Annotated in this window: 29 protein-coding genes and 1 other RNA gene; 19 read left to right on the top strand and 11 right to left on the bottom strand. The window is 66.4% G+C overall.

The window, feature by feature from the left end; genetic code table 11:
• Positions 1–8 precede the first annotated feature (8 nt).
• The 5 genes from fumC to AC1DVA_RS02505 form a co-directional block, all read right to left on the bottom strand.
• Positions 9–1,403: a class II fumarate hydratase gene (gene fumC, locus AC1DVA_RS02525; protein WP_476804861.1), complete on the bottom strand. Its 1,395-nt coding sequence runs from the start codon at positions 1,401–1,403 to the stop codon at positions 9–11.
• Between the two features lie 10 nt (positions 1,404–1,413).
• A complete protein-coding gene (locus AC1DVA_RS02520; protein ID WP_265054118.1) occupies positions 1,414–1,992 on the bottom strand; it encodes an SspB family protein in 579 nt (192 codons plus the stop codon).
• A gap of 56 nt (positions 1,993–2,048) precedes the next feature.
• Positions 2,049–2,435, bottom strand: a transfer-messenger RNA (tmRNA) gene (ssrA, locus tag AC1DVA_RS02515).
• 38 nt (positions 2,436–2,473) lie between these two features.
• Positions 2,474–2,737 carry a PepSY domain-containing protein gene (locus tag AC1DVA_RS02510; RefSeq protein ID WP_476804860.1) on the bottom strand — a complete coding sequence of 88 codons (264 nt, stop codon included), beginning with the start codon at positions 2,735–2,737 and terminating at the stop codon, positions 2,474–2,476.
• A gap of 189 nt (positions 2,738–2,926) precedes the next feature.
• On the bottom strand, positions 2,927–3,241 hold the full coding sequence (locus AC1DVA_RS02505; RefSeq protein WP_476804859.1) for a PepSY domain-containing protein: 315 nt from the start codon (positions 3,239–3,241) through the stop codon (positions 2,927–2,929).
• 165 nt (positions 3,242–3,406) lie between these two features.
• On the opposite strand from AC1DVA_RS02505, the gene AC1DVA_RS02500 reads away from it, so the two are divergent.
• The 8 genes from AC1DVA_RS02500 (at position 3,407) to AC1DVA_RS02465 (ending at position 9,831) form a co-directional block, all read left to right on the top strand.
• Positions 3,407–4,201 carry a thymidylate synthase gene (locus AC1DVA_RS02500; protein ID WP_476804858.1) on the top strand — a complete coding sequence of 265 codons (795 nt, stop codon included), beginning with the start codon at positions 3,407–3,409 and terminating at the stop codon, positions 4,199–4,201.
• Complete coding sequence (locus tag AC1DVA_RS02495; protein WP_476804857.1) at positions 4,198–4,680, top strand: N-acetyltransferase family protein; 483 nt, start codon at positions 4,198–4,200, stop codon at positions 4,678–4,680. The genes AC1DVA_RS02500 and AC1DVA_RS02495 overlap by 4 nt, the downstream gene beginning before the upstream one ends.
• A gap of 4 nt (positions 4,681–4,684) precedes the next feature.
• Positions 4,685–5,200 (top strand): dihydrofolate reductase, encoded by a 516-nt coding sequence (locus AC1DVA_RS02490; protein WP_476804856.1) that lies wholly within the window; start codon positions 4,685–4,687, stop codon positions 5,198–5,200.
• Between the two features lie 154 nt (positions 5,201–5,354).
• Positions 5,355–6,512: an FtsH protease activity modulator HflK gene (hflK, locus tag AC1DVA_RS02485; RefSeq protein ID WP_476804855.1), complete on the top strand. Its 1,158-nt coding sequence runs from the start codon at positions 5,355–5,357 to the stop codon at positions 6,510–6,512.
• A complete protein-coding gene (gene hflC, locus AC1DVA_RS02480; RefSeq protein WP_265054111.1) occupies positions 6,509–7,444 on the top strand; it encodes a protease modulator HflC in 936 nt (311 codons plus the stop codon). Before hflK ends, hflC begins: the two co-directional genes overlap by 4 nt.
• Before the next feature lie 18 nt (positions 7,445–7,462).
• Entirely contained in the window at positions 7,463–7,654 is a 192-nt protein-coding gene (locus tag AC1DVA_RS02475) for a DUF2065 domain-containing protein (protein WP_476804854.1), read from the top strand.
• Positions 7,655–7,803: 149 nt separating this feature from the next.
• Positions 7,804–9,321 carry a DegQ family serine endoprotease gene (locus AC1DVA_RS02470; protein ID WP_265054109.1) on the top strand — a complete coding sequence of 506 codons (1,518 nt, stop codon included), beginning with the start codon at positions 7,804–7,806 and terminating at the stop codon, positions 9,319–9,321.
• A 168-nt stretch (positions 9,322–9,489) separates the two neighbouring features.
• Positions 9,490–9,831, top strand: a complete 342-nt coding sequence (locus AC1DVA_RS02465; RefSeq protein WP_476804853.1) for a DHCW motif cupin fold protein — start codon at positions 9,490–9,492, stop codon at positions 9,829–9,831.
• On the opposite strand, the gene serB is transcribed toward AC1DVA_RS02465, so the two are convergent.
• Positions 9,832–10,719, bottom strand: coding sequence for a phosphoserine phosphatase SerB (serB, locus tag AC1DVA_RS02460; protein WP_476804852.1), 888 nt, complete (start codon positions 10,717–10,719; stop codon positions 9,832–9,834).
• 86 nt (positions 10,720–10,805) lie between these two features.
• Between serB and miaA the strand changes: the two genes are divergently transcribed.
• Entirely contained in the window at positions 10,806–11,660 is an 855-nt protein-coding gene (gene miaA / locus AC1DVA_RS02455) for a tRNA (adenosine(37)-N6)-dimethylallyltransferase MiaA (protein ID WP_476804896.1), read from the top strand.
• On the opposite strand, the gene AC1DVA_RS02450 is transcribed toward miaA, so the two are convergent.
• A complete protein-coding gene (locus AC1DVA_RS02450) occupies positions 11,661–13,130 on the bottom strand; it encodes a GGDEF domain-containing protein (protein ID WP_476804851.1) in 1,470 nt (489 codons plus the stop codon).
• Between the two features lie 329 nt (positions 13,131–13,459).
• Here AC1DVA_RS02450 and AC1DVA_RS02445 point away from each other — a divergent pair, with 329 nt between their 5' ends.
• From AC1DVA_RS02445 to AC1DVA_RS02425, 5 genes are all read left to right on the top strand, one after another.
• On the top strand, positions 13,460–15,223 hold the full coding sequence (locus AC1DVA_RS02445; protein WP_265054105.1) for an acetolactate synthase 3 large subunit: 1,764 nt from the start codon (positions 13,460–13,462) through the stop codon (positions 15,221–15,223).
• 131 nt (positions 15,224–15,354) lie between these two features.
• A complete protein-coding gene (locus AC1DVA_RS02440; protein WP_476804850.1) occupies positions 15,355–16,065 on the top strand; it encodes an aspartate/glutamate racemase family protein in 711 nt (236 codons plus the stop codon).
• Positions 16,062–16,751, top strand: a complete 690-nt coding sequence (locus tag AC1DVA_RS02435) for a glutathione S-transferase family protein (protein ID WP_476804849.1) — start codon at positions 16,062–16,064, stop codon at positions 16,749–16,751. Before AC1DVA_RS02440 ends, AC1DVA_RS02435 begins: the two co-directional genes overlap by 4 nt.
• Before the next feature lie 48 nt (positions 16,752–16,799).
• Positions 16,800–17,342 (top strand): acetolactate synthase small subunit, encoded by a 543-nt coding sequence (gene ilvN, locus AC1DVA_RS02430; RefSeq protein WP_265054102.1) that lies wholly within the window; start codon positions 16,800–16,802, stop codon positions 17,340–17,342.
• Between the two features lie 2 nt (positions 17,343–17,344).
• Entirely contained in the window at positions 17,345–17,563 is a 219-nt protein-coding gene (locus tag AC1DVA_RS02425; protein ID WP_476804848.1) for a hypothetical protein, read from the top strand.
• A 148-nt stretch (positions 17,564–17,711) separates the two neighbouring features.
• On the opposite strand, the gene AC1DVA_RS02420 is transcribed toward AC1DVA_RS02425, so the two are convergent.
• A complete protein-coding gene (locus AC1DVA_RS02420; protein ID WP_476804847.1) occupies positions 17,712–18,257 on the bottom strand; it encodes a DUF924 family protein in 546 nt (181 codons plus the stop codon).
• Between the two features lie 143 nt (positions 18,258–18,400).
• Here AC1DVA_RS02420 and AC1DVA_RS02415 point away from each other — a divergent pair, with 143 nt between their 5' ends.
• Together AC1DVA_RS02415 and ilvC are read left to right on the top strand one after the other, a co-directional pair.
• On the top strand, positions 18,401–19,066 hold the full coding sequence (locus AC1DVA_RS02415) for a TetR/AcrR family transcriptional regulator C-terminal domain-containing protein (protein WP_265054099.1): 666 nt from the start codon (positions 18,401–18,403) through the stop codon (positions 19,064–19,066).
• A 14-nt stretch (positions 19,067–19,080) separates the two neighbouring features.
• Positions 19,081–20,100: a ketol-acid reductoisomerase gene (gene ilvC, locus AC1DVA_RS02410; RefSeq protein WP_265054098.1), complete on the top strand. Its 1,020-nt coding sequence runs from the start codon at positions 19,081–19,083 to the stop codon at positions 20,098–20,100.
• Between the two features lie 99 nt (positions 20,101–20,199).
• Here the strand turns inward: ilvC and AC1DVA_RS02405 are convergent, their stop codons facing one another.
• On the bottom strand, positions 20,200–20,523 hold the full coding sequence (locus AC1DVA_RS02405; protein ID WP_476804846.1) for a hypothetical protein: 324 nt from the start codon (positions 20,521–20,523) through the stop codon (positions 20,200–20,202).
• On the opposite strand from AC1DVA_RS02405, the gene AC1DVA_RS02400 reads away from it, so the two are divergent.
• Entirely contained in the window at positions 20,522–20,752 is a 231-nt protein-coding gene (locus AC1DVA_RS02400; RefSeq protein WP_476804845.1) for a hypothetical protein, read from the top strand. The genes AC1DVA_RS02405 and AC1DVA_RS02400 overlap by 2 nt on opposite strands.
• A gap of 249 nt (positions 20,753–21,001) precedes the next feature.
• On the opposite strand, the gene AC1DVA_RS02395 is transcribed toward AC1DVA_RS02400, so the two are convergent.
• A complete protein-coding gene (locus tag AC1DVA_RS02395) occupies positions 21,002–21,388 on the bottom strand; it encodes a ComEA family DNA-binding protein (RefSeq protein WP_476804844.1) in 387 nt (128 codons plus the stop codon).
• A gap of 214 nt (positions 21,389–21,602) precedes the next feature.
• The gene (locus AC1DVA_RS02390) at positions 21,603–22,127 is read right to left on the bottom strand and encodes a DedA family protein (RefSeq protein ID WP_265054094.1); all 525 of its coding nucleotides are present in this window, start codon (positions 22,125–22,127) and stop codon (positions 21,603–21,605) included.
• A gap of 244 nt (positions 22,128–22,371) precedes the next feature.
• Between AC1DVA_RS02390 and AC1DVA_RS02385 the strand changes: the two genes are divergently transcribed.
• A complete protein-coding gene (locus tag AC1DVA_RS02385) occupies positions 22,372–23,205 on the top strand; it encodes an ABC transporter ATP-binding protein (protein WP_476804895.1) in 834 nt (277 codons plus the stop codon).
• Positions 23,202–23,993 carry an ABC transporter permease gene (locus tag AC1DVA_RS02380; protein WP_476804843.1) on the top strand — a complete coding sequence of 264 codons (792 nt, stop codon included), beginning with the start codon at positions 23,202–23,204 and terminating at the stop codon, positions 23,991–23,993. Before AC1DVA_RS02385 ends, AC1DVA_RS02380 begins: the two co-directional genes overlap by 4 nt.
• Positions 23,994–24,015 lie beyond the last annotated feature (22 nt).

The raw sequence follows: 24,015 nt of genomic DNA, 5'->3' as shown, positions 1-24,015 counted from the left end.
GGCTCCCGTCAGGCCGGGCCGAGCATCAGCTCGGGCTTAACCGTCTTGTCGAACAGATCGGGGTCGACGCCGGCCTTGAGCGCCTCGTCGCGGAGCGTCGTGCCGTTGTGATGCGCGGACTTGGCGATGTTCGCAGCCTTGTCGTAGCCGATCGCCGGAGCGAGCGCCGTCACCAGCATGAGCGAGCGCGAGAGCAGCTCCTTGAGCTGCGTCTCGTTGGCCTCGATGCCCTCGACGCAGTTGGTGCGGAAGCTGTCGGCCGCGTCGGCCAGCAGTCGGACCGACTGCAGGAAGGCCGCGCCGATCACCGGCTTGAAGACGTTGAGCTCGAAATGGCCCTGGGACGCGGCGAAGCCGATCGTCGCCTGGTTGCCGTGGACCTGGGTCGCGACCATCGTCAGCGCCTCGGCCTGGGTCGGGTTGACCTTGCCCGGCATGATCGAGGAGCCCGGCTCGTTTTCGGGCAAGCTGATCTCGCCGAGGCCCGAGCGCGGGCCGGAGCCCATCAGGCGGACGTCGTTGGCGATCTTGAAGAGGTCGGAGGCGAGCGCCGCCAAGGCGCCATGGGCCGCGGCCAGCGCACCGTGGCTCGCCAGGGCCTCGAACTTGTTCTCGGCCGTGCGGAAGGGCAGGCCGGTCAGCGTCGCGACTTCCTTGGCGAAGAGGACAGCGAAATCCGGATGGGTGTTGAGGCCGGTGCCGACGGCCGTGCCTCCCTGCGCCAGCGCATAGAGTCCGCCCAGCGCGGCCTCGATCCGGCCGATGCCAAGATGAAGCTGCATTGCATAGCCGGAGAATTCCTGGCCGAGCGTGACGGGCGTCGCATCCTGCAGGTGGGTGCGGCCGATCTTGACGAGATGCCTGAAGGCCTCGGCCTTGGCGTTCAGCGCCTTCTCGAGGCTGCGCAGGGCCGGCAGCAGCTTGCGGGTGATCTCAAGCACCGCGCCGATATGCATCGCGGTGGGGAAGGCATCGTTCGAGGACTGGCCGCGATTGACGTGGTCGTTGGGGTGGACCGGGCTCTTGGCGCCGAGGCCGGCGCCAAGCAGTTCATTGGCGCGGTTCGCCAGCACCTCGTTGGCGTTCATGTTCGACTGGGTGCCGGAGCCGGTCTGCCAGATCACGAGCGGGAAATGGCCGTCGAACTTGCCGGCGAGCGCCTCGTCCGAGGCCTGGCCGATGGCGCCGGCGACGCGCTGGTCGAGCAGGCCGAGGCGGGCGTTGACGTGGGCGGCTGCCTTCTTGACCAGCACGAGGGCGTGGACCAGGGGCAGAGGCATGCGCTCGCGCTCGCCGCCGATCCTGAAGTTTTCCAGCGAGCGCTGCGTCTGCGCGCCCCAATATCGATCCGCAGGCACGGCGATGGGGCCGAAGGAATCGGTTTCGGTGCGCGTCTCGGTCATGGGAGGTCCGTCAGGTCTTCTTGCGGAAGGAATCGAGGCTGACGACTTCGGCTCCGCTCTTGCCGTCGTCATCGGTGTCCTGCGTCGCCGTGTCGCCATCCTTGTCGGCCGTTTCGGCCACCGGCGTACGGGTCTTCAGCGCGGGCACACCCGCCGGCACGACCTTGGCCGGGACGGCGCTGGGGGCGGCCGCCGGCTCGGGCTGCGGCGCGTCGGCTGCGTCCTCGGCCTGATCCTGGGTCTCGAACTTCAGGCCGAATTGCACGGAAGGGTCGAAGAAGGTCGTCACCGCATCGAAGGGAACGAGCAGCCGCTCCGGCACGCCGGAGAAGGACAGCCCGACCTCGAAGGAATGGTCGCCGACGTTGAGATCCCAGAACTGATGCTGGAGGACGATGGTCATCTCGTCCGGGTGCTTCTCACGCAGACGCTGCGACACGCGCACGCCCGGCGCACCGGTGCGGAAGGTGACGTAGAAATGATGTTCGCCCGGCAGCCCGTCGCGCGCCGCCTCCGTCAGGATCTTGCGGACGACGCCTTTCAGCGCCTCCTGAACCATCAGATCGTAACGCAGCACATCCTTGGACATCAGGTCGATGTTTCCGCTTATTGCTCCGGCGGGAACAGCCGGCAGGCCAAAATGAAAGTGGAGGCTTCTGTTGCCAGGCGCCTCCGAGCCCCGCCTTACGCGGCTAAACGCAAGGGCTTTGGTTTGGGAACCAGCACCGCTTACGCGGCGACAGCAACCCGAGCATTGTTGTCGTTGGCAACTATGCTTTTGGCCCGATAACGGCGGAACCATGCCGAGCAAAAGGAAGACCTTTACACCCTCGTCGATCCTATTTCGCCCCCGCCGCAGCCCTGCAACCGTCGGGCTGCAAGTTCCTGCTGCTCGCGCCGCAGGGCTGGGGTGGAGGCGCCGGGTACCGCCCCCGGGTCCGAAAGGCTTATTCCGAAATCCGTTTATCGCCATATCCGTTCTTGCGAGCGGCACCGACGAATATAGGGACAGTATCGGCGCGGGGAAAGAGCGCTGCGCCGATTTCCGTGGGTTGTGCGGCATTACGGCCTCAATCGAGAATGCGACCATTTCTGATGTCGATATCGAGCACCATCTCGCCATCGTCGAGGCTGCGGCCGGCGATCTCCCAGCGGTCGTCGGACCGGGTGATCTCCTCACCATGGACGAGGCCGGCCCTCCAGGCGATTTCGCGCGCCTGACTTTCCGAAATCGTCGCGCCCGGATCGGGCTCCGCGCCCTGTCCGGCGGCAACGACAAATCCGTTCAGCGCGAGCGCAGCCAGCAAACGGACCATCGCGGCTTTCGCCTGCATCGTCTCAATCCCCCACGAATCGGGCCGCGATGTGCGGCCCGGATTGAGGCGGGTTTGCGGATGCAGTTGCTCACGGCCGGTCGCGATGGCGTGAGGCTTGGGGCATGCCCGCGCTTCGAGGAAGCACGGACTCCTTGTTTCATCGCATTGTCTTGACGCGAACCGGTTTCCGCTTCGCTCGAAGATGCGTCAGCTTCGGCCGGCCTTGGCCGAGGCGGGCCGTTCGCGCTCCATCTTGATGACGACGCCGTCGCTGGCCCGCAGATCGATCTCGATCTCGGCGCCGGTGCTGTCGCGGCCCTCGACCTTCCACTTGTCGTCGTCGAGCTTGATCTCCTCGATCCGGACGACGCCATGATCGGCGGCGATGCGACGGGCCTGATCCATCGAGACGGCCGGCTTGGCGGGGCTGATGGGTGCGGGCGCCTGCGCCTGGGCCAGTTGGCCGTGAAGCCAGAACGGACCTATGCAGGCGAGCGCCAGGATCGGTCTGCGCGAAAGCATGGACTGCCTCCCTTTTCCGGTTGTTGGAGAGGGAACGGGAGGCTTCCGCCATTGTTCCGGCCATGGATTGGCGGGAGGGCGTGCAAAGGCTGGGGATGCATGCGATGGCGAGGGGGCCAAGGCGCCGTCGAGCCGCTATGCTCGCCCGCTTCCCAGAGATTGACCATGCGCCAGTATCACGACCTGCTCCAACGCGTCCTGACCGAGGGCACCCGCAAGGACGACCGCACCGGAACCGGCACCATCGCCGTCTTCGGCCATCAGATGCGCTTCGACCTGTCGCAGGGGTTTCCGCTGGTCACGACCAAGAAGCTGCATCTCAAGTCGATCATCCATGAACTGATCTGGTTCCTGCGCGGCGACACCAATGTGCGCTACCTGCAGGAGAACGGCGTCACGATCTGGGATGAGTGGGCCGATGCCAACGGTGATCTCGGCCCGGTTTATGGCCGGCAATGGCGTTCCTGGCCGGCGCCGGACGGGCAGACCATCGACCAGATCGCCTGGCTGGTGAACGAGATCAGGCGCAACCCGGATTCGCGCCGCCTGATCGTCTCGGCCTGGAATCCGGCGGATATTCCGAAGATGGCTCTGGCGCCCTGCCACTGCCTGTTCCAGTTCTTCGTGGCGGACGGAAAGCTCTCCTGCCAGCTCTACCAGCGCTCGGCCGACGTCTTCCTCGGTGTGCCCTTCAACATCGCGAGCTATGCGCTGCTGACCCATATGGTGGCGCAGGTCACGGGCCTCGGCGTCGGTGATTTCGTGCACACCTTCGGCGATACGCACCTCTATGTGAACCATCTGGATCAGGCGCGGCTGCAGCTTTCGCGTGAACCGCGAGCGCTGCCGAAGCTCTCGCTCAACCCCGCCGTGACGCGGCTCGAGGATTTCAGCTTCGAGGACGTGACGATCACGGCTTACGATCCGCATCCCTCCATCAAGGCTCCGATCGCCGTATGACGCTGACCATCCGTTCCGCCCGGCCCGGCGAGGCCGCGCTCGTGCTCGGCTTCATCAAGGAACTGGCCGAATACGAGAAGCTGCTGCACGAGGTCGTTGCGACCGAAGCGGAGATCGACGCGGCGCTGTTCGGCCCGAATCCCCGAACCTTCTGCGACATCGCCGAATGGGAGGGCGAGCCGGTCGGCTTCGCCGTCTGGTTCTACACCTATTCGACCTTCTCGGGCCGCCACGGCATCTGGCTGGAGGACCTTTACGTCAGGCCTGGCCAGCGTGGACGCGGCATCGGCAAGGGGCTGATCGCGGGGCTGGCGCGCCGCTGCGTCGCGGAGAAACTGCCGCGCCTGGCCTGGTGGGTGCTGAACTGGAACGAGCCTTCGCGCGTTTTCTATCGCGCGATCGGGGCCAGGGCGCAGGACGAGTGGACGGTCAAGCGGCTGGAAGGCGAGGCGCTCAGTCAGCTGGGCGCGGAGGACTGAAGCCATGGAGAAACGTCCGATCGTGTTGATCGCAGCCATCGCCGACAACGGCGTGATCGGCGACGACAACCGGTTGATCTGGCGGCTCAAGACGGACCTCAGGCGCTTTCGCAGCCTGACGCTCGGCCGCCCCGTGCTGATGGGGCGCAAGACCTTCCTCTCGATCGGCAAGCCGCTGCCGGGGCGCGAGACGATCGTGCTGACCCGCGATGCCGGCTTCTCGGCCGAAGGGGTCAGGATCGCGCATTCGCTCGACGAGGCGCTGGCGCTCGGGCAAGAGGTCGCCGCCGCGAGCGGAGCCGAGTCCGTCATTGTTGCGGGCGGCGCCGAGATCTACCGGCAGGCGCTGCCTTTGGCTGATCGGCTCGAGCTCACGCTGGTTCACACCAAGCCCCCGGGAGACGCGCTTTTTCCCGATTGGGAGCGCGACGCCTTCCTCGCCGGTGCAAAGGAGCCCCATCCTGCCGATCCCGATAACGAGCATCCTTATACCTTCGTCACCCATCACAGGCGCGGCTGATCGCCGCTTTCCGTTCACGATGAATGGCTTGCGCCGTTGACGAATCCGTGGCCCATGACCAACTCAGCCCAGCGCCTTCAGCCGAAGGCGCTGACAAGCGGCCGCTATTCGCCTATGGCTCGGCCTCTACGGAACGGAAGGGAACGGCTCGAGAATGCCTTGGAGCAATCAGAGCGGCGGTGGCAGCGGCGGGGGTGGACCCTGGGGCCAGCGCGGAGGTAGCGGCGGCGGAGGCCCCTGGGGCGGCGGCTCAGGCGGAGGCAACGGCAACCCGCCCGATCTCGAAGAGATCCTGCGGCGCAGCCAGGACCGGCTGAAGAACCTTGTTCCGGGCGGCAATATCGGCGGGCGCGGGCTCATTCTCGGCCTTCTCGCGCTGATCCTGATCTGGCTCGGTTCGGGCGTCTATTTCGTCCGCCCCAACGAGGTCGGCCTCAACGTCGTGTTCGGCCGCTTCGCCGGCAAGACCGGCGAAGGCATGAACTGGAACTGGCCCTATCCGATCGGCAACGTGATCAAGCCCCAGGTGACGAACGTCATCACCACCGAGGTCGGCTTCCGGACCGTGGAATCGGTGCGCAGCGCGCGCCAGACCGACGTGACCGAAGAGAGCCTGATGCTCACCGGCGACGAGAACATCGTCGACATCGATTTCATCGTGCAGTGGCAGATCGACCCGGCCGCGCCCGAGAACTACGTCTTCAACATCCAGGACCCGCCGGGAACCGTGAAGGCCGTGGCCGAGAGCGCCATGCGCGAGGTGATCGGCCGCCGCAACATCCAGCCCGTGCTGACGACCGATCGCGGCGCGATCGAGAACGAGGTGCGCCAGCTGATGCAGGAGACGCTCAACGGCTATAATGCCGGCGTGCAGATCCGCCTCGTCCAGCTCCAGAAGGTCGACCCGCCGCAGCAGGTCATCGACGCGTTCCGCGACGTCCAGGCGGCCCGTGCCGACCAGGAGCGCCTGCGCAACGAGGCGCAGACCTATGCCAACCGCGTCGTGCCGGAATCGCGCGGCCGGGCGGCCCAGCTCGTGCAGGCGGCGGAAGCCTTCAAGGAGCAGACCGTTGCCGAAGCCCGTGGTCAGGCGAGCCGCTTCAACGCGGTCTACGAGCAGTACAAGAACGCTCCGGGCGTGACGCGCGAGCGTCTGTTCCTGGAGACGATGGAACGCGTGATGGGCGGCACCGACAAGATCATCCTCGACAACCCGGTCGGTGGGCAGGGCGTCGTGCCCTATCTGCCGCTCGACCAGCTCAATGCGGGCCGTCAGGTCCCGGGCGCCCGTCAGCAGGGAGCCGCCCGATGAACGGCTCCTTCCTTCGCGCGGCCGCGCTGGTCGTCGTCGCCGCCGTCGCGGTCGTGCTTTACGCCTGCACCTTCGTGGTCTCGCAGACGCAGTCGGCGATCGTGCTCAGGCTCGGCGCGGTGCGCGCGGTCAAGACGGCTCCGGGCCTCTACTTCAAGTGGTTCGCACCGGTCGAGACGGTGACGCTGCTCGACAACCGCATTCTCGACCTCGATCTGTCGTCGCAGGAAATCATCGCCTCGGACCAGAAGCGTCTCGTGGTCGATGCCTTCACGCGCTACCGGATCTCCGATCCGCTGCGCTTCTATCAGGCGGTCAACAACATCCCGCGGGCCAATTCGCAGCTCGCCTCGATCGTGAACGGCAATGTCCGCTCGGTACTGGCGGAAGCGAGCTTCACGGCGATGGTGCGCACCGAGCGCTCGCGGCTGATGAACCGCATCCGCGACGACGTGAACCGCGAGGCGGCGCGCTTCGGCATGACGGTGGTCGATGTCCGGCTGCGGCGCGTCGATCTGCCGGCGGCGAACTCGGCGGCGGTGTTCCAGCGCATGCAGACGGAACGCCAGCGCGAGGCGGCGGAAGCCCGCGCGCTCGGCGGCCAGCAGGCTCAGGAGATCAGGGCGCGGGCCGACAGGGACGCGACCGTGATCGTCGCCGAAGCGCAGCAGCGCTCCGACGAGATCCGAGGCGAGGGCGAGGCGGAACGCAACAAGGTCTTCGCCGAAGCCTTCGGCAAGGACCCGGAGTTCTTCTCCTTCTACCGCTCGATGCAGGCCTATGAAGCCAGCATCAAGCCAGGAGATACCCGGATGGTGCTGACGCCGGATTCGCCGTTCTTCCGCTTCTTCAACGGACCGAACGCGCAGCGTCAGGATGGCCAGGCCGGAACCCCGGCGGCGCCTGCCGTGCCCGCGCCGGCACGTCCCTGATCATGGCGAGCGACGCGAATGCTTGATTTCGTCGCGGCGCTCGGCCTGGTCTTCGCCATCGAGGGCATCCTCTTCGCCGCGATCCCGCATCTGGCGAAGGATGCCCTCCGCAGCGCGGCGGAAACCCCGGTGGACCGGATGCGGCTGATCGGCATCGGCTCGGCGGTTCTGGGCGTGGTCCTGGTATGGGCCGCGCGGGGCAGTTGGTAGGCTTGAACCGGTAGATTTTGCGGAACTGGCACGCGATCGTGTTCGATGACATGATCGTGCGTCGCCCTTCCGCCGCATTTCGGAGTTCAATCATCGGGCGCGACTGGCTTGCATCGATCAGCCCGCATCTTTCCGACATGAGGATCCATATGGCATCGAAAACCGTTCCCGCAGTCCGGTCCGTCCGCATCGCCTTCGCTGCCGGCGTCGCCGGTCTCGCGCTGCTGGCCTCGCCGGTGCTGGCGCCGGGGCACGCGCAGGCGAACACGCCGCTGCTGCAAGGGCAGACTTCGCTCGCGGACCTCGTCGACAAGGTCATGCCGGCAGTGGTCAACATCGCGGCCGTCACCACCAACGATCAGAAGGGCCGCAACCTGCCGCAGCTGCCGCAGCTCGGCCCCGACACGCCCTTCGGCGACCTGTTCGAGGAATTCTTCAACCGCCGCAACCAGCAGGGCGAGCGCCAGGCGCCGCAGCAGCGCCGCTCGCAGTCGGCCGGCTCGGGCTTCGTGGTCGATCCCTCGGGCATCGTCGTCACCAACAACCACGTCGTCGGCGATGCCAACGAGATCACCGTGATCTTCAACGATGGCCTGCGGCTCAAGGCCGAGGTGATCGGCAAGGACACCAAGGTCGATCTCGCCGTGCTGCGTGTAAAGCACGATAAGCCGCTGCCCGCGGTCAAGTTCGGCGATTCCGACAAGATGCGGATCGGCGACCCGGTGATGGCGATCGGCAACCCGTTCGGGCTCGGCGGCTCGGTCTCGTCGGGCATCGTCTCGGCCCGCAACCGCGACATCAGCCAGGGGCCGTACGACACCTATATCCAGACCGACGCGGCCATCAACAAGGGCAATTCGGGCGGCCCGCTGTTCAACATGGCCGGCGAGGTCATCGGCATCAACACGGCGATCCTGTCGCCGACCGGCGGCTCGGTCGGCATCGGCTTCGCCGTGCCCTCGACGCTGGCGACCAACGTCGTCGACCAGCTCAAGGAATTCGGCGAGACGCGGCGCGGCTGGCTCGGCGTGCGCATCCAGAGCGTCGATGACGCCACCGCCGAGGCTCTCGGGCTCGGCACGGCGCGCGGCGCGCTTGTCGCCGGCATCGACGAGAAGGGTCCGGCCAAGCCCGCCGGGCTCGAGACCGGCGACGTGATCGTCAAGTTCGACGGCAAGGACGTCAAGGATTCGCGCGACCTGCCGCGCATCGTCGCGGCGACGCCGGTCGGCAAGGACGTGCCGATCGCGGTGATCCGCAAGGGCAAGGAAGAGATCAAGACGGTCAAGCTCGGCCGCCTCGAGGATGGCGAGAAGGTGCAGTCGGCCTCGACGAACAAGCCGGCGGCAGAGCCTGCCAAGCCCGCGGTGACGAGCGCGCTCGGCCTCGAATTCTCGCCGCAGACCGACGAGCTGAAGAAGCGCTATTCGATCAAGGACGGCCTCAAGGGCGTGATCATCACCAAGGTCGACGCCAATTCGAACGCCGCCGACAAGCGCATCCTCGTCGGCGAGCTGATCGTCGAGGTCGGCCAGGAGCCGGTCAACGCGCCGCAGGACGTGACCAAGCGGCTCGATGCGTTGAAGAAGGAAGGCAAGAAGTCCGTCCTTCTGCTCGTCTCGAACGGGCAGGGCGAGGTTCGCTTCGTCGCCGTCTCGATGAACTGAGACGATCCAGGCCGGAGATTTCGAAGGGCGGCCCAACCGGGCCGCCCTTTTTCATGCCGCCATCGCAGGCCGGGGGGCCAGGGATCGCACTGGCGCAACGGCCCGCGGCAGGGCTAGAGCCTGTCGAGTGACCGGCATCCCGAGACCGGACAAGCCGGGAGAGGCCCGATGAAGATCAGCGACATTCCCTTCGTCACCACCGACTGGTCGACGATCGCTCCGGAGCGCCATGCCGGCGACAGCGGCGAGGCGATCTGGCGCGTCCAGTATTTCGGTCCGGAGGAGAACCGCATCCGCGTGCGCATGGTGGAGTACTCGCCCGGCTACTCCGCCGACCACTGGTGCTCCAAGGGCCACATCATCCTGTGCCTGGACGGCGAGATGGACACCACGCTCGCCGATGGCCGCGTGATGCCGCTCAAGGCCGGCATGAGCTATCAGGTCGCCGATGGCGCCGAGGCCCATCGCTCCGCGACGAAGACCGGCGCGAAGCTCTTCATCGTCGACTGATTAGCCGCGGACGATCTCGCTGCCGGTGTAGCCCTGGGCATAGAGCAGGGCGGTGAGATCGGCATGGTTCAGCCTGGCGCCGGCCGCAGCCGCGACCGCCGGCTTGGCGCGGAAGGCGACGCCCAGCCCGGCCTCGCCGAGCATGGCGAGATCATTGGCGCCGTCGCCCACGGCCATAGTCGCTTCCGGCGCCAGCCCGAAGCGGTTGCGCAGCTCGACGAGCGCATCGAGCTTGGCCTGCATGCCGACGATGGGAGCGGCGACCTCGCCGCGCAGAATGCCGCCATCGGCGAGCAGGACGTTGGAGCGGTGCTCGTCGAAGCCGATCGTGGCGCTGATCGGGCCGGTGAAGACCGTGAATCCGCCCGAGACGAGGGCGGTATAGCCGCCATTCGCGCGCATGGTCCGGACGAGTTCGCGTCCGCCCGGCGTCAGCGTGATGCGGTCCCGAATGATCTCATCGACGACCGATAGCGGCACGCCCTTGAGCAGTGCGACGCGCTCGCGCAGCGCGGGCTCGAAGGCGATCTCGCCGCGCATGGCCCGCTCCGTGATGCCGGCGACGAGCTCCTTGAGGCCGACATAGGCCGCGAGCTCGTCGATGCATTCCTGACCGATCATGGTCGAGTCCATGTCGGCGAGGAACAGGGCCTTGCGGCGGGTCGCCGCCGGCTGGACGATGATGTCGATCGCCGCGCCATCCAGCTCCGCGCCGATATCGGCTTCGAGCTTGCGTGCATCGGCTGCTTCCGCGAAGAGGTCGGCAGCGACCGCGCCGTCGAGAAAGGCCGTGCGGACGGCGCCGGGAACGGTGCGGGCAAGGCGGGCCAGCAGTGCTTCGCCGACCAGCGCCTGGCCGTGGGCGGATACGAGTGTGGCGACGAGCATGTGAGGACCAGGTGGGGCAGGCCGAAGGACAGTTCAGGGCGGTGCTCATCGCAGGTCCGACCGCCAGCGGCAAGTCCGCGCTGGCGATGGAGATCGCGCGCCGCACCGGCGGCACCGTGGTCAACGCCGATTCCATGCAGGTCTATGCCGACCTGCGCACCCTGAGCGCGCGTCCCAGCGAGGCGGAGGAGGCGATGGTGCCGCATCGTCTCTACGGGCATGTCGATGGCGCCGTGAACTATTCGGCGATGCGCTACGCCGCCGATCTGGCGAAGCTGCTCGACGACTTGCGGACTAGCGGCTCGCTGCCGATCCTCGTCGGTGGCACCGGGCTCTACTTCAAGGCGGTGACGGAGGGGTTCTCGGCGATGCCGGCTGTTCCCGAGAGCGTCCGGGCTGGCTTTCGTGCCCATGCCGACGGGCTCGACACGGCCACGCTCCATGCCGAGCTCGCCGCCTGCGATCCGGCGATGGCGGAGCGGCTCAAGCCGAGCGACCGGATGCGGATCATGCGGGCGATCGAGGTCTTTCGGGCGACGGGGCGGTCGCTCGCGAGCTTCCAGGGCGAGCGCGAGCCCGGGCCACTCGGCGAGGGCGAGCTGTTGCGCCTGTTCGTTCATCCCGAGCGGGAGGTGGTGCGGCAGCAGATCGACCGGCGCTTCGAGCAGATGATCGAAGCGGGCGCGCTCGATGAGGTCGTGCGGCTGAAGGCGCGCGGGCTCGATCCGCTGCTGCCGATCATGCGGGCGCATGGCGTGCCCGGGCTGATCGCTCATCTCGACGGCGAGATCAGCCTTGCCGAGGCGATCCGGCGCGGGCAGGCCGATACGCGCGCCTATGCCAAGCGGCAGGTGACATGGTTCCGGCATCAGATGACGGGATGGCGGGCGGTCGCGCCGCTCGAAGCGCTGGATGTCGCCTGCGAGGCCCTGGCAATCTGATCAGGCGGCCGCTGCGGCGGCGACGGCTGCCGGTGGGGCCAAGCCGAGGCGATTGCGGCCTTCGTTCTTGGCCCGGTAGAGCGCCTGATCCGCCCGCCCCGTCAGGGATGCGAGGGTCTCGCCGGGATCGCGCGCGGCAACGCCGAGGCTCGCGGTCACCCGCAGCGCAAGGGTCTCGGAGACGGGCATCGAACGGGCGAGCAGGGTGTCCTGGATCTGACGGGCGCTCGACGCGGCAGAGGCCAGGTCGCAGCCCGGCAACAGGATGCCGAACTCCTCGCCGCCGAAGCGTCCCACGAGATTGTGCTCGTTGAGGAACTGCCCGAGCAGAAGATCGGCGAAGGCGCGGATCACCGCATCCCCGGCCGGATGGCCATAGCTGTCGTTGACCTGCTTGAAATGATCGAGGTCGACGATGATCAGCGCGATATCGCTGCCATCCGCCTCGCTTGCCGCGATGGCGGCGTTGGCCTTCTCGGTGAAGGAGCGGCGGTTGAGCAGCGCGGTGAGCGGGTCGGTCTCGGCCAGGCGGCGCAGCTCGCGCTCGCGTTCCTCGCGGTGGCCGATCTCCTCGGAGAGGGCGCGCCGCGTCGCGCGCTCGCGGCCGATCTCCAGCGCCAGCGTGGCCGCGCGCAGCTGCAGGGTCTGGTTGGCGACCGTGAGATCGGTGACGTCGGTCAGCGTCAGCAGCAGCCCGTCGCCCAGCGGAGCGATGGCGATCCTCAGCCAGAGGGTCTTGCCCTCCTGGGTGAAGGATGTCTCCAGCACGTCGGCACGCTGAAGGTTCATCGCATAGACGCAGCGCTGCCAGATCGAAAGATCGGACAGGAAGGGCAGGCTCTCGCGACCATCGGTGTCGAGGAGTTCGGCTTCGGGGCTTCCGCTCAGCACGGCGGCGCGCTTGTTGGCGGTGACGATGACGGCCTGCTCGATCCGGCCGGCGTTGTCGCGGATGGCGCGCAACGCCACGATCCCGCTGGGTGAGGTTTCGAGCACGGCGTTGAGCAGGTCCTCGCGGAACTGCAGCGGCCGGGCGAACGCGATGACGAAGCGGCGACCGTCCTGGTCGATCGTCGGCAGGAGCAGCCGCTCCCACAGGGCGACGCGCACCGTGCCGCTCGATCGGTGCACGGTATAGAGCGGCCGGTCTTCGGCCAGCGCCTGGTCGAGGGCGGCGATGGTGAAGCGGGCGACCTGCGGACGCATGTCCGAGACGCGCTGTCCGAGGCGCGTGGCGCCGGAATAGCGCACGATCTCGCGCCCGAAATGGAGCCAGCAATAATCGCCGTCGCCAGTGGGCTCCAGGATCATCAGATCCTTGCCGAAAAGGGGCAGGATCTCGGCGGTGAATTCCTCATAGGCGACCGGGCCGTCCTCGCGGTAGCGCGAGGCGAAGCGGCGCAGGATCTCTGCAATCTGCGGGGCATGGCTGCGCGCCGCGATATTCTCGCTATGGACTTCGTAGTACATGTCCGTCCCGGTTCGAGCGCCGCGAATCCTAGGGACGGCGGATTGAGAAATCGTTCCGTTACGGCACCTGATTTTCGGGTGCGCCGCAGACCGACCGGTAACCATGTTGGTTGGCGCTTGACCGGCTGGGCGCTCTCCGCTAGCGTTCCGCAACTTCCGCCAAGGATCGAACGCGCGATGCGTAAGCTTATTATCGTACAGGTGCGCTGGTAGGGGCCGGTTTAACAACCGGGCGTCCCCGACGCCAGCGCACGCCCAGGCCCCTCCGAGGGCCTTTTTTATTGCCTAAATCCCCAGACAGACCAGTAGATCAGCCTCAGGAGAGCGTTATGAGCGAGATGATGACCGGCGCCGAGATGGTCGTCCGCGCGCTTCAGGACCAGGGTGTCGAGCACCTGTTCGGTTATCCCGGCGGGGCCGTACTCCCGATCTACGATGCGATCTTCCAGCAGGACAAGGTCAAGCATGTGCTCGTCCGCCACGAGCAGGGCGCCGTCCATGCCGCCGAAGGCTATGCCCGCTCGACCGCCGGCAAGGTCGGCTGCGTGCTCGTGACCTCCGGCCCTGGCGCGACGAACGCGGTCACGGGCCTGACCGACGCGCTGCTCGACTCGATCCCGCTCGTCGTCATCACCGGCCAGGTTCCGACGCATCTGATCGGCTCGGACGCCTTCCAGGAATGCGACACGGTCGGCATCACCCGCTCCTGCACCAAGCACAACTACCTGGTGAAGAGCATCCATGACCTGCCGCGTGTCCTGCACGAGGCGTTCTACGTCGCGGCCAATGGCCGGCCCGGCCCGGTCGTCATCGACATCCCGAAGGACATCCAGTTCGCCACCGGCACCTATACCCGCCCGCGCGACAACCAGCACAAGACCTATCGCCCGGTGGTCAAGGGCGACCTGAACAAGATCAAGGCCGCGGTCGAGCTGATCGCCGGCGCCAAGAAGCCGGTTTTCTACACCGGCGGCGGCGTGATCAACTCGGGTCCGCACGCCTCGGCGCTGCTGCGTGAGCTGGCGCGGCTGACGGGCTTCCCGGTCACCTCGACGCTGATGGGGCTCGGCGCCTTCCCGGCTGCGGACAAGCAGTGGCTCGGGATGCTCGGCATGCACGGTACCTACGAGGCCAATCTGGCGATGCATGACTGCGACGTCATGATCAATATCGGCGCGCGCTTCGACGATCGCATCACCGGGCGGATCGACGGCTTCTCGCCGCGCTCGAAGAAGATCCACATCGACATCGACCCGTCCTCGATCAACAAGACGGTCAAGATCGATATCGGCATCGTCGGCGACTGCGCCCATGTGCTGGAGGATATGGTCCGGATCTGGCGTGAGACCGGTGCGCAGGTCGACAAGACCGCGCTCGCCGCCTGGTGGACGCAGATCGAGGGCTGGCGCGGCCGCAAGAGCCTCGCCTACAAGCAGTCCGACACGGTGATCAAGCCGCAATACGCCATCGAGCGGCTCTACCAGCTGACCAAGGACCGCGATCCCTTCATCACGACCGAGGTCGGCCAGCACCAGATGTGGGCGGCGCAGCACTTCCACTTCCAGGAGCCGAACCGCTGGATGACCTCCGGTGGGCTCGGCACCATGGGCTATGGCCTGCCGGCGGCGATCGGCGTGCAGATGAAGCACCCGAAGGCGCTGGTCATCGACATCGCGGGCGAAGCCTCGATTCTGATGAACATGCAGGAGATGTCGACGGCGGTGCAGTACCGGCTGCCGGTGAAGATCTTCATCCTCAACAACGAATACATGGGCATGGTGCGCCAGTGGCAGGAATTGCTGCATGGCGGGCGCTATTCGGAGAGCTATTCGCAGTCGCTGCCGGACTTCGTGAAGCTTGCCGAGGCCTATGGCGGCCATGGCATTCGTTGCGACGACCCGGCCAAACTCGACGCCGCGATCATGGAGATGATCGATACGCCGAAGCCGGTGATCTTCGATTGCGTCGTCGCCAAGGAAGAGAACTGCTTCCCGATGATCCCATCGGGCAAGGCGCATAACGAGATGATCCTGCCCGATTTCGAAGGCGATACCGGCCAGATTATCGACGCCAAGGGCAAGCAGCTCGTCTGACGAGGCATCGTCATGCTCGGGCTCGACCCGAGCATCTCAGGCTAGAAAGGCTTTTCGTCCTGAAAGGGATTCTCGGGTCGAAGCTCTGCTCCGCCCGAGAATGACGCTGGCGGCACGGCAAGGGGAACAGCATGAATACCATTGGCCTGATCGGCGGCATGAGCTGGGAATCGACTGCGGTCTACTACCGGCTGCTCAATGAAGGCGTGCGGGCGCGCTCGGGCGGGCTGCACTCGGCCGATGTCCTGCTGCATTCGGTCGATTTCGCTGGCATCGCCGAGATGCAGGCGCAGGGCGATTGGGCGGCGGCAGGCGCTGCACTGGCCGAGAGCGGGCGGCGGCTGGAGCGCGCCGGTGCCTCCTGCCTCGTGCTCTGCACCAACACCATGCACAAGGTGGCGGACCAGATCACCGCCGCGACCAAGCTGCCCTTCCTGCACCTGGCCGATGTGACGGCGCGGGCAATCCTCGCCTCCGGCGCGCGCCGGCCGCTATTGCTGGCGACGCGCTTCACCATGGAGCAGAGCTTCTATCGCGACCGGCTGAAGGCCTTCGGCGCCGAGGCGCTGGTGCCGCAGCCGCAGGAGCGCGACGAGGTGCATCGCGTGATCTACGAGGAATTGTGCCGCGGTCGCGTCGAGCCGGATTCGCGCGAGCGCTATCGCGCCATCGTCGAGCGTGCGGCGCGGGAGGAGGGCGCCGACGGCGTCATCCTCGGCTGCACGGAGATCGGGCTTCTGGTCTCGCAGGCGGATTTCGCGATGCCCGTCTTCGACACCACCGCGCTGCATGTCGCCGCCGCGCTTGATTTCGTCGGCGAAACCGAGAGCGTCGCCGCATGAAGCTGCTGATCGGCAACAAGTGCTATTCGTCCTGGTCGCTCCGGGCCTGGCTGCTGATGCGCGTCAAGGGCATCGCCTTTTCGGAGAAGCTCGTCCTGCTCGACGAGCCCGGCTTCAAGCAGACCGTCTTCGCTGAGGCGCCGGGCAGCGGCGGCACCGTGCCGACCCTGATCGATGGCGATCTCGCCGTCTGGGAGACGCTGGCGATTATCGAATATCTCCACGAGACGCATCCCGATGCCGGCATCTGGCCGAGCGACACCGCAGCCCGCGCCCAGGCCCGCGCCGCCTGCAGCGAGATGCATGCGGGCTTCACGGCGCTGCGCGGCGCCTGCCCGATGAACCTGGGCAAGCGTTACGCGGCGCGTGATCGCGGCGCGGATGTCGCCCGCGATGTCGAGCGGGTCACCGGCATCTGGCGGCAGGCGCGCGAGCGTTTCGGCGGGGCAGGCGAGGGGCCTTTCCTCTATGGCGCCTTCTCGGCTGCGGACGCGATGTACGCGCCGGTCGTCACCCGCCTCGACACCTATGGCATCGCCGTCGATCCGGTTTCGCAGGACTACATGCGCGCCGTTCTGGCGCTGCCGGCCTATCGCGAATGGCTCGCGGCCGCGCTCGACGAGCCCTGGATCGTAGCCCATGACGAGGTGGACGAGTCCGCCCTCGTCGATCTGCGCCAGCCCTGAACCTTACTCTCCGCTGATCTTTCGCTCCAACCCGCCTGCAGGTCCGTCATGTCGAAGCCCGCCAGCCATTACCCGAACGCTCCGAAGTCCCAGCCGGTCGCGCGCCATACGCTGGCGGTGATCGTCGACAACGAACCGGGCGTTCTTGCCCGCATCGCCGGACTGTTCTCGGGGCGCGGCTACAACATCGAGAGCCTCACCGTTTCCGAGACCGAGCATGACAAGCACATCTCGCGCATCACGGTCGTGACCTCGGGCACCGCGAATGTGATCGACCAGATCAAGGCGCATCTCGACCGTCTGGTGCCGGTGCACCGGGTCGTCGACCTGACCGAGCAGGGCGAGGCGCTGGAGCGCGAGCTCGCGCTGATCAAGGTGGTCGGCAAGGGCGAGCATCGCGTCGAGGCGATGCGGCTGGCTTCGGCCTTTGGAGCGCGGACACTCGATGCCTCTCTGACCTCCTTCGTCTTCGAACTGACAGGCTCGACCGAGGAGATCGAGCGCTTCATCAAGATGATGACGGTGGTCGGCCTCACGGAAGTCTCGCGCACCGGCATCGCGGCGATGAGCCGCGGGCCGGAGGCGATGTGATGATGGCGCTGAGGCCCGACCAGCTCAGTCTGATCGCGCTCGGGCTCGGCGTCGTCGGCTTTCTCTGCCTCGCCGGCCCGGTGCTGTTGCGCCTGTCCGGCCGGGCCAAGGCCGAGCCGCTCGGCAGCGGCACGAGCCTGCGCTCGCCACTATGGTGGGTAGGTTTCCTTCTGACGATCGCGGCGATCTTCCTGCAGCGTATGGCGGGCCAGCAGGGTTGACAGGATAAGATTGGGAAACCCGCCGTCATCCCGGACAAGCCGCGAAGCGGCGCCGATCCGGGATACATCGCAGAGCGCGGCGCCCTACGATGGATCCCGGGTCAAGCCCGGGATGACGGAGTTGATTCCCGGGCTGATTGAATGAGCTTCAGCCTGCGAAACCGCCCTCGGTCAGGAAGCTCTTTTCCTCCGCGGTGGTATCGCGTCCCAGCACCGGGTTGCGATGCGGGAAGCGGCCGAAATCGCGGATGATGTCGCGGTGCACCTCCGCATATCTAACCCCTTCGGGGTCATCGGCCGCCGCGCAGAGCGCGATGCAGCGCTCCTGATCCGCCAGCGTCTCGGAGTGCATGAAGGGCATGTAGAAGAAGCGCTTCTCGGGTGCCTGATAAGCTTCGTCGAATCCGCCTGCGATGGCGTGCGCCGCGATGGTAAGGGCCTGGGCATCCGTGGCGAAGGCACGCGGACTGTCGCGGAACATGTTGCGCGGGAACTGGTCGAGCAGGATCAGCAGGGCATAGACGCCCTCGGGCGTTTCCTCCCAATCGGCGAGCTCGCCCGCCGCCGCGGCTTCATGCGCGGGCAGGAAGCGCCTGATAATCTCGGCATCGAAGGCCTCGTCCTTGGCGAACCATTTCTCAGGCCCGGCCTGGCGCCAGAAAGCGACGATATCGGCGGCGGTGGGCAAGGTCATAGGTCTCTCCGTTCATCAGGCCATCGAACTCCGGAGATAATTCTTCTCTGGCGCGCTGCCACCCCGAATAACGCTTGCCCGCGATCTGTGGCTGCGCTAGATGCCTGAACCGTAACGTACGGTACTGGAGATTTTCGCCGACCATGACGCAGGCTGCCGCAGAGACGCAAGGCGAGGCGCTGACCGCGCGCCAGCAAGCCGTGCTCGATGCCGTGCTGAGCCTGATGGTCGAGAAGGGCAGTGGCCTCACCATGACCGCGGTTGCGCGGCGTGCGAGCTGCTCCAAGGAAACGCTCTACAAATGGTTCGGTGACCGCGACGGCCTGCTGACCGCGACGGTGCAGTGGCAGGCCTCGAAGGTGAGGGCGGGCAATTTCGACCGTCAGACGCTCGATGCCGGCGCGCTGCGCGAAAGCCTGAAGCGCTTCGCCGCGAACTGGCTCGAAGTCATCGCCAGTCCGACCTCGATCGCGCTCAACCGCATCGGCATCAGCCAGGCGGCCTCACGCGACGGCAATCTCGGCTCGATCGTGCTGGCGAATGGTCGCTTTGCCATCGGCGAGCGGCTGAAGCCCGTGCTCGATGCGGGCCGCGAGGCGGGGCTCCTGGCCTTCGACGATACCGAGACGGCATTCCGCACCTTCTTCGGCCTCGCCGGCCGCGACGTCCAGATCCGGCTCCTGCTCGGCGATACGCTGACCTTGAGCAAGGCCGAGATCACGGGCGACGCGGAGCGCGCGGCCGAGCAGTTCTTCACCCTCTACGGCACGGCACAGAACGATCCGGGCCGGGACAAGTCCAACGCGTGACAAAGGAGACACCCATGCGCGTTTATTACGATCGTGATGCCGACATCAACCTGATCAAGGGCAAGAAGGTCTGCATCGTGGGCTACGGCTCGCAGGGCCACGCCCATGCGCTCAACCTGCGTGATTCCGGCGTCAAGGAGATCATTATCGCGCTCAAGGCCGGCTCGGCCACGCGCAAGAAGGCCGAGGAAGCCGGCTTCAAGGTGATGACCCCGTCGGAGGCCGCCAAGGTCTCGGACATCATGATGATGCTGACCCCGGACGAGCTGCAGGGCGACATCTATCGCGACGAGCTGCACGGCAACATGAAAGAGGGCGCTGCCCTCCTGTTCGCGCACGGCCTCAACGTTCATTTCAACCTGATCGAGCCGCGCAAGGACCTCGACGTGCTGATGGTCGCCCCGAAGGGCCCTGGCCACACCGTCCGTTCCGAGTATCAGCGCGGCGGCGGCGTGCCGACCCTGATCGCGATCCACCAGGACGCGACCGGCAACGCCCATGACCTCGGCCTGTCCTATGCCTCGGCCAATGGCGGCGGCCGCGCCGGCATCATCGAGACGACCTTCAAGGAAGAGTGCGAGACCGATCTCTTCGGCGAGCAGGTCGTGCTCTGCGGTGGTCTGGTCGAGCTGATCAAGGCCGGCTACGAGACGCTGACCGAGGCCGGCTACGCCCCCGAGATGGCGTATTTCGAGTGCCTGCACGAAGTGAAGCTGATCGTCGACCTCATCTATGAGGGCGGCATCGCCAACATGAACTACTCGATCTCGAACACCGCCGAGTTCGGTGAGTACGTCACCGGCCCGCGGATCATCACCGCCGAGACCAAGGCCGAGATGAAGCGCGTGCTGACCGACATCCAGTCGGGCAAGTTCACCCGCGACTGGATGCTCGAGAACAAGGTCAACCAGACTTCGTTCAAGGCGACCCGCGCTCGCTACGCCGCCCATCCGATCGAAGAAGTCGGCGCCAAGCTCCGCGACATGATGCCCTGGATCAAGGCCAAGGCGCTGGTCGACAAGACCAAGAACTGAGGATCGATCCGGGACTTTTGTTCCGCGACGGCCCGGCTTCCGCCGGGCCTTTGGGATCAAGGCCAAGGCCCTGGTCGACAAGGCGAGAACCGAACCCTTTCACACTCCGTGATGCTCGGGCTTGACCCGAGCATCACGTGAAGGAAGGGCGCCCTTTTCGACAGGAGGTTCTCGGATTGCCGCGTCGCGGCGCCCGAGAATGACGTCAAAGGCGCGGGCTTGCCGGATTGATTTAAGTCGTTCCGGATCTGATTCCGGAAAGGCTTGCAACAACTTGATATCAAAGGTTCTTTCTGTTTGCGGGCGGTGGCTGTGAGGCTGCCGCCCGTTTTCTTTCGGGCGCTGGCAGGAACCCTCCTGACGTGGGGGCGTTTCGGTTGCAGTGCCGGTCTTCTGTCCGGCTGAACGCAGGGAGACGGTCATGACGGTCGATACCCGACCCAGAGTGCCGCCGCAGGATGTCGAGCAGCTTCGCGGTGGTGATCCGGTGCCGCCGATGCGCGCCGACGATCACAGCGATGCCGATCCGGCGGTCGAGACGCCCGTCGAGGCGCGGCAGGGCTTCCTCGGACGGCCGGTTCTGACGGTGCTGATTTCCGGGCTCGTCCTCGCCGTGGTCGCCTGGATCGCGCTCGAAATGTTTGCCTATTGAGATTTGCGTCGGTCGTTCGTGTTTGCCCGCTCATCAGAGGAGGCTGCGATGGAACTTCTGCGAATCCTTGAAACGCCTGCGGTCATCCGCGTGGTGCTGGGGTTGTCGCTGGCGATGATGCTTGCCGTGGTGCTCGGCCTCGCCTGACAAGTCAGCGCGGCCGCGCGGTCGATTTTCCGCTTTGCCCGTATCGGGCACAGCGAAGCCTCCGGCGCCTTGCGCCGGAGGCTTTTGCATATCCGAAGCCGATCAGAAGGTGATCTTGTCCTTGATCTCGGCCTCGACATTCGACGGCAGGGTGCCGCGCTTCACCAGATCGGCGAAATCCTTGAATTTCGCCTTGCCGCGTTCCTCGATGATCTTCTTGGAACGGGCCTCGCCGATGCCCTTCAGCGTGTCGAGTTCGGCTGCGGTCGCCGTGTTGATATTGATCTTCTTGGCCTGTGCCGCGACGGGCTGGGCGGCAGGCGTGGCCGGCTTGGTTGCCGGGGCTGCCTGTGCAGCGGGAGCGGCAGGCGCGGTGACGGGCGCTGCCGGCTTGGCGGAGGGCGCAGGCTGCGTCGCGGTCTGGGCGAAAGCCTGACCGCCCATGGCGGCAAGCGCGACGAGGGGGATCAGGAAACGGGACATCGTCATGGCATGGACCTCACAGGGTCGGCCCGGATCATCGCATCCGCCGGGGGCCGGGTCCCGCCGACGGACGACGCCGGCGGCTCAGGGCCGTTCGGCGTGTCGCGCCGGGCTCGCCGATGAAAGTGGCGTGCCGCGATGCGACGACGCGAATAGGCGCCTTTGGAATTGAACGGCCGCACAATGCCGCGTTCACCGGGCAGTCAGGTTCCCGGCGCCTTCAGCGCGCGAAGAACTCGCTGACCCGCCCGACGCCGTAGAGCAATCCGAAGCCCCAGGCGAAGGAGGCGAGCCAGTTCGCGAGCTGGAACTGCCAGAACGGCATGTTGACGATGCCGGCAACGATCGCGATCACCGCCCTGAGCGGCCCGAAGAAGTGCCCGATCAGGATGCTGGCGATGCCCCATTTCTCGAAGAAGGCGTGGCCGCGATCGAGCAGCTGCGGGTTCTTGGTGAAGGGCCAGTAGTCGTGAACGCGCGGGCCGAGCAGAAGGCCGGCCCAGTACGACACCCAGAAGCCGCTGCCGGCGCCGAGCGAAGCCGCGAGCGCGAGCGGGACGAGATTGAGGCCGGAAGCGCCCGCGACGGCGCCGAAGGTGGTGAAGAACACGGTCGCTGGCACCAGCCAGGACAGGATCGCGACGCATTCGGCGAAGGCGACCATGAAGACGATCGGGATCGCCCATTGCTGGTGGATGCGCATGAACTCCACGAGCGCGTGCATGGCTTGTTCGAGGTCGGCCATGGCGTTCGGTTCAGCTCCCGCAGATCGGTCTTGGCACGGATCGGTTCTGGCATATGGCCGTGGCGGCGGATCGATGCAAGCGACGCGCGGCCGCACCACGCGACGGCGTTGCCTTCGCGGACTGATCGCCTATTAATCTCCGCAACGCAGAACAAGCTGACGGCACCGCCGGGACGGCGGTCGATGGGAAACGGGTTTCATGGAGTTGCAGGATCGCCCGCAGGTGCATGCGGGGGCAGGAGCGATGTCGCCGGATGAGCCGGCCGTTGCGCTCTGCGGCATCGACATCACCTTCCATCTCGCCGATGGAGGCCGCTATCAGGCCGTGAAGGGGATCGACCTCAAGGTCCATCCCGGCGAGTTCGTCTCGATCGTCGGGCCGACCGGCTGCGGCAAGTCCACGCTGCTCAACGCGGCGGCGGGGCTGCTTTCGCCGTCGGCCGGAAAGGTCGGCATCTTCGGCAAGCCGCTGGCGGGCCTCAACCGCCGCGCCGGCTATCTCTTCCAGCAGGACGCGCTGATGCCGTGGAAGACGGCGCTGGACAACGTCAAGGTGGCGCTCGAGCCCATGGGCGTGCCGGAGCGCGAGGCGGACCAGCGGGCGCGCGAATGGCTGGCGCGCGTGGGCTTGCGGACCTTCGTCGACCGCTACCCGCACATGCTCTCGGGCGGGCAGCGCAAGCGCGTCAGCCTCGCCCAGATGCTGATCCGCAATCCCGAGATACTGCTGATGGACGAGCCATTCGGTCCACTCGATGCGCAGACCCGCCAGATCATGGGCAATCTCCTGCTCGATCTCTGGTCGCGCGACCGCAAGGCGCTGATGTTCGTTACGCACGATCTCGAAGAGGCGATCGCGCTGTCCGACCGTGTCGTGGTGATGTCGGCCGGACCGGCGGCGGGGATCGTCGCGGATTACAAGGTCGACCTGCCGCGCCCGCGCGACATCGCAGACATCCGGCTGGAGAAGGCCTTCCACGAGATCCATCGCGATATCTGGACCTCGCTGCGCGTCGAGGTGCAGAAGGCCTATGCGATGGGCGAGGGGCGCGAGCTGGTCGGGGGAGACGCATCATGAAGCGCGTGAAGCTCCTCTCGCTCCAGGTGCTGGTGATGCTGGCCTTCCTGCTGATCTGGCATGTGGTGACCACGACGAGCCTGTTCGGCGACGTCAAGACGATCCAGTTCTTCTTCTCGACGCCGGTCGCCGTGCTGACGCGCACCTTCAAGCAACTCACCAGCGCCGACATCTACTGGCATCTCGGCATCACGCTGACCGAGACGGTGCTGGCCTTCGTCATCGGCTCGCTCGCGGGCATCCTGTTCGGATTCGCGTTTGCGCGGCGCGAACTGCTCTCGGCGGTGTTCGACCCCTACATCAAGGCGGCGAACGCCCTGCCGCGCGTCGTGCTGGCGCCGATCTTCGCGCTCTGGTTCGGGCTCGGCATCTGGTCGAAGGTGGCGCTCGGCTTCACGCTCGTCTTCTTCATCGTGTTCTTCAACGTCTACCAGGGCGTGCGCGAGGTCTCGCCGACGATCCTCGCCAATGCGCGCATGCTCGGCATGAACGAGCGCCAGCTCTTCAAGCATGTCTACTGGCCGTCGGCGCTGACCTGGATGTTCTCCTCGCTGCATACCTCGGTCGGCTTCGCGCTGGTCGGCGCCGTGGTCGGCGAATATCTCGGCTCGTCCGCCGGGCTCGGCTACAAGATCCACGAGGCCGAGAGCGTCTTCGACGTCACCGGCGTCTTCTCGGGCATGCTGATCCTGGCGATCTTCGTCATCGCCATCGACGCGCTGGTGACGCTGGTCGAGAAGCGGCTGCTGGCCTGGCGTCCCGGGCAGAGCTCGACGACGACAGCCTGATGCGACGGAGGCGGGACGGAAA

This window comes from Allobosea sp. P4_C6, assembly GCF_056402015.1.
The sequence above is the reverse complement of the archived record's forward strand: the minus strand, read 5'-3'. Positions and strand labels throughout refer to the sequence as shown.

Excerpts from the sequence above, each read along its gene's own strand:
- serB (WP_476804852.1), bottom strand. The coding sequence starts at position 10,719 with ATGCTCGTCGCCACACTCGTATCCGCCCACGGCCAGGCGCTGGTCGGC.
- AC1DVA_RS02445 (WP_265054105.1), top strand. The coding sequence starts at position 13,460 with ATGAGCGAGATGATGACCGGCGCCGAGATGGTCGTCCGCGCGCTTCAG.
- AC1DVA_RS02495 (WP_476804857.1), top strand. The coding sequence starts at position 4,198 with ATGACGCTGACCATCCGTTCCGCCCGGCCCGGCGAGGCCGCGCTCGTG.
- AC1DVA_RS02435 (WP_476804849.1), top strand. The coding sequence starts at position 16,062 with ATGAAGCTGCTGATCGGCAACAAGTGCTATTCGTCCTGGTCGCTCCGG.
- AC1DVA_RS02465 (WP_476804853.1), top strand. The coding sequence starts at position 9,490 with ATGAAGATCAGCGACATTCCCTTCGTCACCACCGACTGGTCGACGATC.
- AC1DVA_RS02415 (WP_265054099.1), top strand. The coding sequence starts at position 18,401 with ATGACGCAGGCTGCCGCAGAGACGCAAGGCGAGGCGCTGACCGCGCGC.
- AC1DVA_RS02390 (WP_265054094.1), bottom strand. The coding sequence starts at position 22,127 with ATGGCCGACCTCGAACAAGCCATGCACGCGCTCGTGGAGTTCATGCGC.
- AC1DVA_RS02450 (WP_476804851.1), bottom strand. The coding sequence starts at position 13,130 with ATGTACTACGAAGTCCATAGCGAGAATATCGCGGCGCGCAGCCATGCC.
- AC1DVA_RS02420 (WP_476804847.1), bottom strand. The coding sequence starts at position 18,257 with ATGACCTTGCCCACCGCCGCCGATATCGTCGCTTTCTGGCGCCAGGCC.
- AC1DVA_RS02505 (WP_476804859.1), bottom strand. The coding sequence starts at position 3,241 with ATGCTTTCGCGCAGACCGATCCTGGCGCTCGCCTGCATAGGTCCGTTC.
- AC1DVA_RS02470 (WP_265054109.1), top strand. The coding sequence starts at position 7,804 with ATGGCATCGAAAACCGTTCCCGCAGTCCGGTCCGTCCGCATCGCCTTC.
- AC1DVA_RS02380 (WP_476804843.1), top strand. The coding sequence starts at position 23,202 with ATGAAGCGCGTGAAGCTCCTCTCGCTCCAGGTGCTGGTGATGCTGGCC.
- miaA (WP_476804896.1), top strand. The coding sequence starts at position 10,806 with ATGGAGATCGCGCGCCGCACCGGCGGCACCGTGGTCAACGCCGATTCC.
- fumC (WP_476804861.1), bottom strand. The coding sequence starts at position 1,403 with ATGACCGAGACGCGCACCGAAACCGATTCCTTCGGCCCCATCGCCGTG.
- AC1DVA_RS02385 (WP_476804895.1), top strand. The coding sequence starts at position 22,372 with ATGTCGCCGGATGAGCCGGCCGTTGCGCTCTGCGGCATCGACATCACC.
- AC1DVA_RS02490 (WP_476804856.1), top strand. The coding sequence starts at position 4,685 with ATGGAGAAACGTCCGATCGTGTTGATCGCAGCCATCGCCGACAACGGC.
- AC1DVA_RS02440 (WP_476804850.1), top strand. The coding sequence starts at position 15,355 with ATGAATACCATTGGCCTGATCGGCGGCATGAGCTGGGAATCGACTGCG.
- AC1DVA_RS02395 (WP_476804844.1), bottom strand. The coding sequence starts at position 21,388 with ATGACGATGTCCCGTTTCCTGATCCCCCTCGTCGCGCTTGCCGCCATG.
- ilvC (WP_265054098.1), top strand. The coding sequence starts at position 19,081 with ATGCGCGTTTATTACGATCGTGATGCCGACATCAACCTGATCAAGGGC.
- AC1DVA_RS02475 (WP_476804854.1), top strand. The coding sequence starts at position 7,463 with ATGCTTGATTTCGTCGCGGCGCTCGGCCTGGTCTTCGCCATCGAGGGC.
- AC1DVA_RS02425 (WP_476804848.1), top strand. The coding sequence starts at position 17,345 with ATGGCGCTGAGGCCCGACCAGCTCAGTCTGATCGCGCTCGGGCTCGGC.
- hflC (WP_265054111.1), top strand. The coding sequence starts at position 6,509 with ATGAACGGCTCCTTCCTTCGCGCGGCCGCGCTGGTCGTCGTCGCCGCC.
- ilvN (WP_265054102.1), top strand. The coding sequence starts at position 16,800 with ATGTCGAAGCCCGCCAGCCATTACCCGAACGCTCCGAAGTCCCAGCCG.
- AC1DVA_RS02405 (WP_476804846.1), bottom strand. The coding sequence starts at position 20,523 with ATGACCGTCTCCCTGCGTTCAGCCGGACAGAAGACCGGCACTGCAACC.
- AC1DVA_RS02400 (WP_476804845.1), top strand. The coding sequence starts at position 20,522 with ATGACGGTCGATACCCGACCCAGAGTGCCGCCGCAGGATGTCGAGCAG.
- AC1DVA_RS02500 (WP_476804858.1), top strand. The coding sequence starts at position 3,407 with ATGCGCCAGTATCACGACCTGCTCCAACGCGTCCTGACCGAGGGCACC.
- AC1DVA_RS02520 (WP_265054118.1), bottom strand. The coding sequence starts at position 1,992 with ATGTCCAAGGATGTGCTGCGTTACGATCTGATGGTTCAGGAGGCGCTG.
- hflK (WP_476804855.1), top strand. The coding sequence starts at position 5,355 with ATGCCTTGGAGCAATCAGAGCGGCGGTGGCAGCGGCGGGGGTGGACCC.
- AC1DVA_RS02510 (WP_476804860.1), bottom strand. The coding sequence starts at position 2,737 with ATGCAGGCGAAAGCCGCGATGGTCCGTTTGCTGGCTGCGCTCGCGCTG.